The organism is Lacibacter cauensis (genome assembly GCF_007830055.1).
In the GTDB taxonomy this organism is placed as follows: Bacteria; Bacteroidota; Bacteroidia; order Chitinophagales; family Chitinophagaceae; genus Lacibacter; species Lacibacter cauensis.
Window position 1 is genome coordinate 40,446 of sequence record NZ_VLLE01000009.1, and the last position, 11,205, is coordinate 51,650.

The window sequence follows — 11,205 nt, forward strand, 5'->3', positions numbered from 1 at the left end:
TTATGCTTTATCTGATGAATTAATTTTAGCTGTTTGTGACTCGCTGATATGCCTGTACGCATTTTCTACCATCACAATGCCATCATCTACCACAACACCAATTGCGAGTGCAATACCAGTTAATGACATGATGTTGGAAGAGATACCAAATAGTTCAAGAAAAATGAAACCGGCGGCAACTGAAATGGGCAATTGGATAAGAATGATAACTGCACTGCGCCAATGGAAAAGAAAGATGAGCACTATTAAGGAAACTGCAATCATCTCCTCAATCAACGTCCCTTTTACAGAATCAATGGCTTCCTGAATTAAGGTGCTGCGATCATAGGAAGTTTTAAAGGTTACGCCGTCAGGTAGTCCTTTCTCAACTTCTTTCATTTTTGCTTTTACTGTTTCAATTACTTTATTGGCATTTTCATTATAACGCATAACTACAATACCACCTACCACTTCGCCCTTGCCGTCCATGTCAAAAATGCCAAGACGTAAATCACCACCCATTTGTACAGAACCAATATCTTTTACACGAACAGGAATGCCATTGTAGTTGCTCAATGCAATATTCTCTACATCCTCTTTGTTTTTGATATAGCCCAACCCCCGGATGATATAAGCCATATCAGCCATTTCAAATTTCCTGCCGCCAACGTCATTGTTATTTGCTTTTACTTTGTTCATTACATCCATCAGCGAAATATTATAATACTGCAACTTCACCGGGTCAACGATTAACTGGTATTGTTTTTCAAAACCACCGAATGATGCAACTTCAGCAACACCCGGCACTGTTTGTAATGCAAACTTGATGTACCAATCCTGCAATGCACGTTGTTCGCCCAAATCCATTTTCGGTGCATCAAGATGATACCAATAGATATGACCAACCCCTGTTCCATCAGGTCCAAGTGATGGTGTTACTCCTTGCGGCAATAGACGTTGTGCAAAATTTAAACGTTCCAATACTCTTGTTCTCGCCCAATAGATATCAACATTGTCTTCAAAAATCACATACACGAAACTCATCCCGAACATGGAAGAGCCCCGGATGTTTTTGATTTTCGGAATGCCCTGCAAATTGCTCACCAACGGATATGTTACCTGGTCTTCCATCACCTGCGGACTGCGACCCATCCACTCTGTAAAAACGATTACCTGGTTCTCACTCAAATCAGGAATGGCATCAATGGGGTTTTGCCTGACCGAGTAAATGCCATACGCAAACAGGCCGCCTGCCAGGAGCAGAACTATAAGCCTGTTGCGTAAAGCCAGCTCAATAAATTTTTGAACCATAACTTGATTTTAGGTATTCAAAGCAGTACAACCGTACTTAGTTAGTTTTCTTTTTTAAGTCCATGCCGCATTTGGAACACTTGCCTGGTTTATCACTTGTAATATCTGAATGCATGGGGCATGAGTACGTTTTCATTACCTCCCTTTTCATTTTTTCTTTCGGTGATAAGTTAAGATCCATGCCGCATTTAGAACACTTTCCGGGTTTATTACTGGTAACTTCAGCATGCATAGGGCATGAGTAATTCTTTGTTACCGCTGCCTTCATTTGTTCTTTTTTCGAACGTTCCAGCTTCATGCCGCAAACAGGACAATTGCCTGGTTTCTTCATAGCGACTGTATCATGCATTGGGCAACTATAAAGTGTAACATGTTTTAGTGTGTCTTTTTTGCCTGCTTTTTCTTGGGCATGGGCAGAAACGGTCATGATGGTTAACGCTGCCATCACCAGCATTTTGAAAGCTTTCATGTTGTTTGATAATTTATTTTTTAAGTTATTCATCTCAATCTTGAATTGTTACATTTTCATAGTTCTGTAATGGCAACAATCTGGCAGCTTGTTGTAAACTGCATCTTCAGCTTTGTACTTTTCGGTATCATTACCCGCAGATGCTATGCTTCTTTGGGCTTTATCTCCAGCATCTTTTTTGAATACGCTGTACTTCAAAACAAGTATTTGTGTGTACTCATTCCATACAGCCGACTTCACTCCATCTACAGAATATGCCGCAGTTTCAATTCGTCTTTTATCCATACCGCATGTACCAGAGACTTTTATTTTTTCTGTTTTGATGCCAATGGTTCTTTCTGTTTTGTCGCTTTGTGCATTGGCAAATGACACTGTAACTACTAAAACGGCTACAGTAAAAAGCGTTTTTAGCGTTTTCATTTTTTAAATTTTAAATGTTAGGAAATTTTTTTTGACACATGGAAATGCCAATAGCCCGACAAAGGGATTGTCCGGCTTCTAAAAAAATATAATCTTTAAATCAGGAAAGTTCTGTGGAGAATATAAACAGCAACAGCATTACTTCGGGGAGGTGCATTGCTGACGGGGTTTTCTTCAGTTACAGAAGAAATTTTTATAGAAGGTAATTCAACATATTCAGGAATAAAGGCTGTTCCCATTATTCCCATCAACTGAAATGAAGATTCGACAATTTTCTGATCGCTGCTATTCTTTACAAATTTAAGTTCATCCTTGCAGCACCCCTTTTCTTTGGCCTCACTGGTTTTCATTCCGCAGCTGCCACAGGTTTTGGATTCTTTATGCCCCAAACCCCATTCAGAAAGCTTGCCCATACAGTAGTGCATATGCACAGTAGCACCAGCGGAAGTACTGATGTACAAGACTGCTAATATGACTGCTGCGAACTTTTTCATCTATATCAAAGTTATAATAATCTATTTAGATTTTTCCCCCATTTCTATTACCCCGATACAAAGGGATAAATTTAACTCTATTAAGTATATGACAAATATCAGCCCGGCACATGAGTTTTGTAAGTATATCGACTATAAGACAATTATTTACAGCAATCCTTCTTTCTTACAAAGATCGCTTTGAATACTTTCCAGAAAAATTGTCCTATTGATTTTGCTATGGTCATTACAGCATTGTTGTTAACATAATTGCACTCATACCAATCATAAGTGCATCTTCAATAATAGTGACGGTGCTCATAGGCAAATTAAATACATCACCAAGGCAGGCACATTTTATTTTACGTTTATTTAAAACACTTTGTAAAACTCCAATAATGCTTACCGTCATCACCACAAAGGTAACAGAATTGGTGAGGATGGGATTGAAGCCGACAAGAAAGGCTATACCCAAAGCCAGTTCAGTGAAAGCATACACGTAACCCCAGCCATTCCATTTTTTTGCAACAATATCATACATGCTGTAGCTCTCAGCAAAACCTTTCAGGTTAAGCAGCTTAAAAAATGAAAACACCAAGAAAAACCCGGCCATAAAATGATTCATCCAACGCATCCAGATAAAATTTCCATTTATATACTCTGTAAGAAAAGTAACACCCGTAATATAACCGAATATCAACAAGATTGGTTTATAAGTCGCTATCCATGACTTTCCCTCTTCTTTTTCTATCGCCGAAACAACAGTATGAATTTGAGGATGCGTTTCTGATAATTGGTATTTAGGATAATCATTTAGGGCAGCTTTCAAATCCTCAGTTGCTATATGCTTATCCATATCAATAACCGCTTCTCCTTTTGATAAATCAATACTAACATTTTTAACTCCTGAGACTTTTGATAAAAGTCCCTGCACTTTAGCCTGGCAACCACCGCAGGTCATTCCGCTAACGTTATAAGTATGTGTCATAGTAATAATATTAATGACACAAAGTTCCCGCAGCAGGGCCGTAACAATGTTATAGAATTATGGGAAAGAGTTATACCTATTTGTAATGAACCTTATCCAATGATTGGCGATGGGTACTACCAATTTTTTTAAAATGACGTGGCGTAAGGCCGGTCACTTTCTTAAACTGTGCAGATAAATGAGAAACGCTGCTATAACCTAACCTGTAAGAAATTTCACTAAGGTTTAATTCTCCATATACAATCCATTCTTTTACCTTTTCTATCTTTTGCAAAATAAAAAACTGTTCAATCGTAATGCCTTCAACTTCAGAAAACAAACGGGAGATATAACTATAATCTTTATTCAGTGATTTGCTTAGAAAACCGCTAATGCTAAAATGTTCTTCTACCTCACCAGACTGCACTTTCTTGATCAGCAGGTTTTTTATTTGTTCAATTTGTTTCTGCTTCTGGTTATCTAATAATTCGAAACCCAACTTTTCCAAGGCTTCGTTAAGCTGTTCGATTTGTTTTTTCGTTGGAACTTTTGCAAGTTCTGCTTCTCCCAAACTGATATTATTGATTTGAAGATGTAGTTTTTCCAGTTCTTGTCTTACAACCAGGATACAACGATTGCAGACCATGTTTTTGATATACAGGATCATTGATACTATTTATTAAGGAGGCGAAGATACTAAGTCTATGGCTCCCGTTAATTAGTTGAATTTCAACCCCTTTAAACAGCAAAAAACTAAAGAAATCCAAAGCGCAGTCTTCTTAGGCAGAGCTATTAAAATAAATAAACAATTTCCATTACCCTATAAGCTTTCAATCAGAAATATTAATTTTGAATCGGTTGTTCCATATTGTAAATCCGTGAACATAACACACCTGACTGTTATAGGGTTTTGATTAGTTGTTTGTTGCTAAATGAAAATACTTGAGTATGGAATTAACTTTATCCAATGGGAATCCCCTGAAATTTGAATCTGGATTACCTTCTGATTACTCCGGACCAATTCTTCGTGGAGCTACTTCATTTCAAGCCAAATCAAATCTTGCGGAGCTGGTTATCCAGGAATTGCACGGGGAGTATTATACGATTCGTTTTCTTATTGGAAAGTTTTTGAAAAAAGTTAATGCAAAAGGTTGGATACATTCCAACGGGCTGTACAGTTACTTTATGCTTAAGAATGGAACCCGCAAACGGATCAATACTATCGGGAACCTGCACATAAGGCAAGATCAATATGCCTGTTTCTATACAGAATCTTCAGACTGCAGTGCAGTATTTGAAAAGACTAATGAATTCAGGGCACTCGATGTTTTTTATTCGCCAAAATTGTTAGAAGAACTGCTGCCTTTCTTTCCTGAACTGAAGAATGTGTTGCTTTCATCATCGGGAATAATATTACCTGGGAAACCGTGCTGGAGCCTGCCATGTATGAAAGAAATTATCAACCAAGTTCTTAATTGCCCTTATGATAAAGCTACCAGGCAATTTTATTTTGATTTGAAAGTGAGGGAACTTTTGTATCAATTACTCGAAACAACATTTAAAAAAAATCCCTCACAGCAATACTTTACGCCATTTGAAATAGCCCGTATTCACGAAGTAAGAGATATTCTTGAATCATACATATCTAAGAAACCACCTTCTATCTGTAAATCGTCAGCATAAAGTGGACTAAATAGGTTTAATTTTAAGAGAGTGTTTCCATTATTCATTTTTAAAAAGAGTAACATGGAAAAGAAAGTCAAGCAGTCCACAGAAAACTTCATTAAGGATATCCGCCGTAAAACACGCAGGATATTTTCCTCAGAACAAAAGATCATGATTGTAATGGAAGCACAACGTGGAGAATCTTCCGTTGCAGAGATCTGTCGTAACCATTCAATTGCTCAGAGTGTATTTTACAAATGGAATAAAGAGTTTATGGAAGCTGGGAAAAAAAGACTGGCCGGTGATACAGCCAGAGAAGCAACCAGCGATGAAGTGGCCGATCTGCGTAAAGAAAATCAACGGCTAAAAGAAATGGTTGCAGATTTAATGCTGCGGTATACAATTGTAAAAAAAAGCTTGGACATGCTGGACTAAACGAAAACTATCAGAAGCATATGCGATTGACAGCAGCAGAAAAGCAGGAAATCATCTGGATGGTTGAACGATCTGATCTTGGGGTAAACCGAACACTTCATCAGCTTGGTATACCGAAAAGCACTTTTTACAAGTGGTACAGGGCATATATAGCGAATGGACTAATTGGCTTGGAATATAAAAATACAGGAAGCCGTCAACAGTGGAATACAATCCCACAGGTCGAAAAGAATTTGGTTGTTTCAATTGCTCTTGAGTTCAGTGAACTGTCACCCAGGGAGCTGTCTTGTAAGCTAAGTGATGAGCAAAAGATTTTTATCTCTGAATCAAGTGTATACAGGGTCCTGAAAGCAAAGGGCTTAATTACATCTCCGGCTCATATTCTGTTAGCAGCAGGTAATGAGTTCGACAAGAAAACGCTGTTTGTACATGAGATGTGGCAAACCGATTTTACGTACTTCAAAATACTTGGCTGGGGCTGGTATTACCTGAGTACGATTCTGGATGATTACAGCCGCTACATTGTTCACTGGGAGTTGTGTAATACGATGAAGGCAGAAGATGTTCAATTAACCGTTAAACAGGCGATCAAAAAAGCAAAGCTCGGCAAAAGACAACGACCTGTTTTGTTGAGCGACAACGGTGCCTGTTATGTATCAGGTGAGTTGAAAGATTATCTTTCTGCGGTTAAAATAAAATCAATTCACGGACGAGTTGCTCATCCGCAAACACAGGGGAAAATTGAACGGTATCATCGATCCATGAAAAATGTAGTTAAGCTGGACAACTATTATCATCCTGAACAACTGAAAGAAGCTATCAGCGAATTTGTAGAGTACTACAACAACCAACGTTATCATGAATCACTGAGCAACGTAACGCCTGCAGATGTATATTTTGGGAGACAGGAAGAGGTTTTAAAAGAACGTGAACGAATAAAAAAAGCATCATTAAAAAAAAGGAGACAACTTTTTTTACAACAAAAACTTTTACATTTAAACAAAGAAATACTCTCTAACAACTAGTACACTTTGGTTTGACGACATACACTTTCTCCTCACCAGGTTCCCATCTGTCAAAAAGATTAATGTATGGCTCATCTTCAATAACTATAAAATCATCGTCCTTAATTTTTGTTTCAATAAGGGAATACGCCATCTGTCGTATATCACCAATCAATTCCATAGCCCTTCTTCTTTCCAAAAGATTTTTTTCAGAAAGCACCCGGCTAATTTTTTCACTTAGCTTCCGGTTAGAATCAATCACTTTTCGGCCAGACACATGCAGGAAACGTTTCAGGTGTTTTAAAAATCGATCATTATTATAATCAATATTGTGTTCATTTAAAAGTTGGTAAAGCCTTTCTGTAAGTTGTGTAAATTCTTGTTGCCTTCTTTCATCCATCAAAAACTCCCAAAATGCTTTGAAGCTTTTTCCTTGCGGTTTCTGGTCAATATCATCGAGAGCATCAAGGGCAAATACTAACAGTGTTCCTTTAGCTACATCCTTTTCCGTGTATTTCCGTTGAATATCTTTTCGTATTTGCTCAAAGTTTTGTTCTACTTCGCTAAAGTCGGCAAGCAGTTCCCTTGCCATTTTATTTAAATCGTAAAACTGTTCCTTTATTTCCGTTTCGTCAAATACCGACGGCTTCTTTCCTGATTTCAGCAGGTTTATTTCATCTTCAATGGCCCATTTTTTCTTTTGAAGTTCTTCTATTCTTGCTTCTGCATCTTCATTGGTTTGTTCAATCATTTTCTGAAGCTTGAAAAAAATATCCTTGAACCGGCTGTTGGTTCCAACATGCTCTCTGCGTTCGAGATCAGAAAGCCATTTCAAAGCTTTGATGGTATCAGGCGTTAACTCATGCAGATCTTCTCCTTCGTCATTGGGGTATTTTCTTAAAAAACCGCTATTGCTCCATTTATCGATATACTGAGCGGCTCTTACCGAAAAATCATCAAATAGTGTCCCTGCCTCCAGTTCTTCATCTCTTTCTTCATACGACAGTTCTTCCATGTAGCCTTCCAGTTTACTTCGCAGTTCGCTATTGGTAATAGTAGTTATGTTAGCATCAGAAAATACTTTTTGAAAAAAAGAAATAATAAACGCAGCATTTTTTGCCCGTAAAAGCAATAAAGGTTTAGCAGTTTTAAACTGTAGAAGGATTTCCTCAAAGGTCATTCCTCAAAATAGCAAATTTTGATTAAAAGAATGAAATAGAATGGTTTAAAGGAGCTATATAAGCCCCTCATCAGCAAAGGAATAGTAACCTTCACTGGATATGATTATGTGGTCCAGCACCTTAATATCGTGGTAGCTGGCCGCTTCTTTTATTTTAAGCGTTAATTCCTCGTCGGCACGGCTGGGCTTTAAGTTGCCGCTGGGATGGTTATGCGATAATACAATTGATACAGACAGGGACTTAATAGCGGCGGCTAAAATCAATCTTGGATCAGCTACTGTGCCCGTAATGCCGCCTGATGAGGCATCGTAAACGCCGGTAACCCTGTTAGCCCTGTTCAGAAATATTACTTTAAACTCTTCCAGCATGTCAATTTTGTTTTCATCCCAAACCTGCTTGAGTATGTTATAAATATCCTTTGAAGAATTTACTTTGGGTCGTTCGGAAGCTTTCACTTTTGTTTTATAAACCAATTCTACTTCTGCTACTCTTGTCCATTCCGGAAATTGCATTGCTAACTGTTCCATAACATTTCATTTAATGATTTAAAAATTAATTATGGAACATCATCCGCCTTTTGGCGACCAAGGCAATGAAGCAACGGAATAAATAGTATCTGATAGAATGCAGGAATAGTTTTCCTTATGCCGGAATTTCATTGCCGCCACGGAGACAAAAGGCGAACTTTGTGAGGAATTAATGAAAGGGAAAATCAGAACCTATTAATCAGAATTATTTGCTATTAAAGCAATCCCAATTAAGAGTAAGCCAAAGGTTAATGCTCCGGAATTTGATGGCTCTCTTCGTGGCATCGTTCGGGGTTTATTGTAATTGGAGGGATTTGAATAAACTGTCTTTGCTTCGCTTTTAACATACACAGCAAACGGAACCTGGAGATTGCCGATTGAATAAACAATTTCGGGTTCTTGTTCATCGCCTGCCTGTTTAATCATTTTCCTGGCTTTCCAAATTGACTGCTCTATACTAATGGGTGCATATAAATCATTACACTGGATCTTCCTTGTACTTAATATGAGGTTTGTGGTGAATACACCACCTTTCCCTTTTTTATCCTCCCATGAGGCAAACCCGCTTTTTGTAGCATGGATTATTTTCTTTCCAACCGGCGATTGTAAAATATAATTATCAAAAGCCTCTCTTTCCGGATAATAACCATCAAATGGCAACCATTCTTCCTCCTCCGGAATACCACTGATTGCAGGATATTCTTTTTCACGGCAGGCGTCAATTACTATTAATTGCCGGGGGCTATTATTCAGCAGAAAAAAGTCAGAAACATCTGCATCACATAAGCATATTTTTCTTTCTCCGATAGTATTCTCATAACCATGACCGGCATAATAAACAAAAAGATAATCTGCGATTATGTTCTCAATAATTGCAGCTAATTCTGCAATGCCCGGATTCCATAGCACTTGTATCTCGTTATCCTTCCATTTACCTCCTCTTGAAGAAAGCAAGTGATTGGTGATATTCGTAACATCTGTTGAGGCACTATACAAATAATCCACACCCTCAGTACCAGGGCTACCAATTATCAGGGCTTTCCTGACGGGTTCTATTTGATTAGTATAGCGCATTATCCAAATTTACCGATACAATTAATCTTCACCAAACCCCAAGCTGCCCCGCCATTTTCTAAACTCTACCATAATGTTGCGGGGCAGCTTTTTTGCAAGTTTAAGGGGCATTTTGCAATGCCCCTTAATAACCATTAATTATAAATACCCACCATTTCACTCTTTACAAAGTCTTCACAAAGCTGAAAGGCTTTTTGTGTTCTTAACTGTGCTGTGCCGCCATATAACAATGATTTCATTTTGGCTTCGTCATCTTTGTAATTTCTTACATTTTGAAAATAGCCAGTGATAGCATTATAAGCGCCAAACACTGTTCCCTTTGTTGTTTCATATTGCTGGGATGGGCTGCTCACGTTGTATTCATATACATCATCGCACATATTTTTAAAACAGGTGCTTAATTCATCCAATTCACCTTTTTCAATATTCTGCAATACTTCTTTATTGGGAACCATTGCGAGTTGTATCAATTTCTGTACTTCTTTATCTGTAATACGAACCTTTGCCCATTGATTAAAAATCCCTTCTAACTGTACAGAAATCAGGTTAGTTATACCCATTACTTTGTGAGCTTCTTCTAATCGTTCTTTAGCATTGGCAGTATGACGGATCTTAATGGAATTACTACAGTTTTTCAAAGCAGCATTGAGAGTATTGTTACAAACAATTCTTGTAGGTGTAAAGGCCGCCATGATACTACCAAACCCGTCATGCGAAGTGGTAAGGAATAAATACTTTTCAATCATATCGTCATTACCCACTTTAATATAACCGGGCAGTTTAGCTGTAATAAAAATCTTTTCGCCTTTGCCCAATGCTCCGGCAGTTTCGTATTGAATGCCGTCACCTTCTACAATAGCATCAAAGAAACTGAAAGCATCTGCATTTTGCACCACTTCATAATCCTTACCCAATCGGTCGCCCAATACTGCACCCGTATCAGGACGGTAAGTGTAGAATGAACTTTTAGAGATCACTTCTGTACCATCATCTAAACGGTGTGTATTGGGTCGTTTCAATACTTCAAAATCAAGCCCTGCAAATTGCAATGCTTCTTTACTGTTGGGATAGTCTTCCACAATTTGCCCCAAACCATGCCATGCTTTTTCTTTTACTGAAAAGAAACTGTGTTTACCTGTCTGTTCATTGAAATTAATATTGTGTGCCATAGTTGTAAATTTTGATTGTTTAAAAAAAATGAAAGCATCCCGCCATTTAACGGGATGCCATGAAAGTTAAAATGGTAAGTCCTCTGCAACTTCTGAAACTGCTGCCGGTGCGGTGTTCATTGGCACTACCGGTGCAGATGCTGTATTGCCCCCTGTGGAACGGCCATGCAGTTTGATTGTGTTTACATGAAATGTAAGACTGGCCTTTACTTCCCCTTCTTTGTTTGTCCAGGCATTTGCACCAATGCGGCCATAACACTCCACCAACGTGCCTTTGGTTAAATACGCCGATACACCCGGATTAATCCAGTACGAACAGTTTACATACGTCGTAAACTTTTGTACCTCCGTGCTTCCTTTTGTTTTGTAAGTGTCATTGATCGCAATGGAAAAGTTCACTACTTTTTTCCCTGCTTTTGTTTCGCTAACGGTTGCGTCTGCTGTAATTCTTCCGATGATTTCCATAACTGAAATTTTAAATGTTTAAAAAATGATTGTTTAACTGTGTTCTGATGATGAAAAAAAAATTGT

The 11,205-nt window shown here is 38.1% G+C and carries 12 protein-coding genes and 1 pseudogene; 2 read left to right on the forward strand and 11 right to left on the reverse strand.

Features of this window, described 5'->3' with window-relative positions:
• The 6 genes from IQ13_RS21175 to IQ13_RS21200 form a co-directional block, all read right to left on the reverse strand.
• Entirely contained in the window at positions 1-1,290 is a 1,290-nt protein-coding gene (locus IQ13_RS21175; RefSeq protein WP_144888748.1) for an efflux RND transporter permease subunit, read from the reverse strand.
• A 37-nt stretch (positions 1,291-1,327) separates the two neighbouring features.
• Positions 1,328-1,792 (reverse strand): heavy metal-binding domain-containing protein, encoded by a 465-nt coding sequence (locus tag IQ13_RS21180; RefSeq protein WP_144888749.1) that lies wholly within the window; start codon positions 1,790-1,792, stop codon positions 1,328-1,330.
• Between the two features lie 15 nt (positions 1,793-1,807).
• Positions 1,808-2,179: an ATPase gene (locus IQ13_RS21185; RefSeq protein WP_144888750.1), complete on the reverse strand. Its 372-nt coding sequence runs from the start codon at positions 2,177-2,179 to the stop codon at positions 1,808-1,810.
• A 95-nt stretch (positions 2,180-2,274) separates the two neighbouring features.
• Positions 2,275-2,673 carry an HYC_CC_PP family protein gene (locus tag IQ13_RS21190; protein ID WP_144888751.1) on the reverse strand — a complete coding sequence of 133 codons (399 nt, stop codon included), beginning with the start codon at positions 2,671-2,673 and terminating at the stop codon, positions 2,275-2,277.
• Between the two features lie 226 nt (positions 2,674-2,899).
• Positions 2,900-3,640: a heavy-metal-associated domain-containing protein gene (locus IQ13_RS21195; RefSeq protein ID WP_144888752.1), complete on the reverse strand. Its 741-nt coding sequence runs from the start codon at positions 3,638-3,640 to the stop codon at positions 2,900-2,902.
• 76 nt (positions 3,641-3,716) lie between these two features.
• Entirely contained in the window at positions 3,717-4,286 is a 570-nt protein-coding gene (locus tag IQ13_RS21200; RefSeq protein ID WP_144888753.1) for a helix-turn-helix domain-containing protein, read from the reverse strand.
• Between the two features lie 281 nt (positions 4,287-4,567).
• Between IQ13_RS21200 and IQ13_RS21205 the strand changes: the two genes are divergently transcribed.
• Both IQ13_RS21205 and IQ13_RS21210 read left to right on the forward strand, forming a co-directional pair.
• The gene (locus IQ13_RS21205) at positions 4,568-5,302 is read left to right on the forward strand and encodes a hypothetical protein (RefSeq protein WP_144888754.1); all 735 of its coding nucleotides are present in this window, start codon (positions 4,568-4,570) and stop codon (positions 5,300-5,302) included.
• Between the two features lie 63 nt (positions 5,303-5,365).
• Positions 5,366-6,744, forward strand: a pseudogene (locus IQ13_RS21210) (IS3 family transposase).
• On the opposite strand, the gene IQ13_RS21215 reads toward IQ13_RS21210, so the two are convergent.
• The 5 genes from IQ13_RS21215 to IQ13_RS21235 form a co-directional block, all read right to left on the reverse strand.
• Complete coding sequence (locus tag IQ13_RS21215; RefSeq protein WP_144888755.1) at positions 6,734-7,903, reverse strand: DUF3375 family protein; 1,170 nt, start codon at positions 7,901-7,903, stop codon at positions 6,734-6,736. The pseudogene IQ13_RS21210 and the gene IQ13_RS21215 overlap by 11 nt on opposite strands.
• Positions 7,904-7,957: 54 nt before the next feature.
• Positions 7,958-8,431: a JAB domain-containing protein gene (locus tag IQ13_RS21220; RefSeq protein WP_144888756.1), complete on the reverse strand. Its 474-nt coding sequence runs from the start codon at positions 8,429-8,431 to the stop codon at positions 7,958-7,960.
• Positions 8,432-8,626: 195 nt separating this feature from the next.
• Entirely contained in the window at positions 8,627-9,505 is an 879-nt protein-coding gene (locus IQ13_RS21225; protein WP_144884989.1) for a caspase family protein, read from the reverse strand.
• Positions 9,506-9,639: 134 nt separating this feature from the next.
• The gene (locus IQ13_RS21230) at positions 9,640-10,674 is read right to left on the reverse strand and encodes a DUF932 domain-containing protein (protein WP_144888757.1); all 1,035 of its coding nucleotides are present in this window, start codon (positions 10,672-10,674) and stop codon (positions 9,640-9,642) included.
• Positions 10,675-10,740: 66 nt separating this feature from the next.
• Positions 10,741-11,139: a single-stranded DNA-binding protein gene (locus IQ13_RS21235; RefSeq protein ID WP_144884992.1), complete on the reverse strand. Its 399-nt coding sequence runs from the start codon at positions 11,137-11,139 to the stop codon at positions 10,741-10,743.
• Positions 11,140-11,205: the final 66 nt, after the last annotated feature.

Bases quoted from the DNA above. Each gene is read 5' to 3' on its own strand.
- IQ13_RS21200 (WP_144888753.1), bottom strand. From the start codon at position 4,286: ATGATCCTGTATATCAAAAACATGGTCTGCAATCGTTGTATCCTGGTT.
- IQ13_RS21215 (WP_144888755.1), bottom strand. From the start codon at position 7,903: ATGACCTTTGAGGAAATCCTTCTACAGTTTAAAACTGCTAAACCTTTA.
- IQ13_RS21190 (WP_144888751.1), bottom strand. From the start codon at position 2,673: ATGAAAAAGTTCGCAGCAGTCATATTAGCAGTCTTGTACATCAGTACT.
- IQ13_RS21235 (WP_144884992.1), bottom strand. From the start codon at position 11,139: ATGGAAATCATCGGAAGAATTACAGCAGACGCAACCGTTAGCGAAACA.
- IQ13_RS21180 (WP_144888749.1), bottom strand. From the start codon at position 1,792: ATGAATAACTTAAAAAATAAATTATCAAACAACATGAAAGCTTTCAAA.
- IQ13_RS21220 (WP_144888756.1), bottom strand. From the start codon at position 8,431: ATGGAACAGTTAGCAATGCAATTTCCGGAATGGACAAGAGTAGCAGAA.
- IQ13_RS21175 (WP_144888748.1), bottom strand. From the start codon at position 1,290: ATGGTTCAAAAATTTATTGAGCTGGCTTTACGCAACAGGCTTATAGTT.
- IQ13_RS21230 (WP_144888757.1), bottom strand. From the start codon at position 10,674: ATGGCACACAATATTAATTTCAATGAACAGACAGGTAAACACAGTTTC.
- IQ13_RS21205 (WP_144888754.1), top strand. From the start codon at position 4,568: ATGGAATTAACTTTATCCAATGGGAATCCCCTGAAATTTGAATCTGGA.
- IQ13_RS21225 (WP_144884989.1), bottom strand. From the start codon at position 9,505: ATGCGCTATACTAATCAAATAGAACCCGTCAGGAAAGCCCTGATAATT.
- IQ13_RS21195 (WP_144888752.1), bottom strand. From the start codon at position 3,640: ATGACACATACTTATAACGTTAGCGGAATGACCTGCGGTGGTTGCCAG.
- IQ13_RS21185 (WP_144888750.1), bottom strand. From the start codon at position 2,179: ATGAAAACGCTAAAAACGCTTTTTACTGTAGCCGTTTTAGTAGTTACA.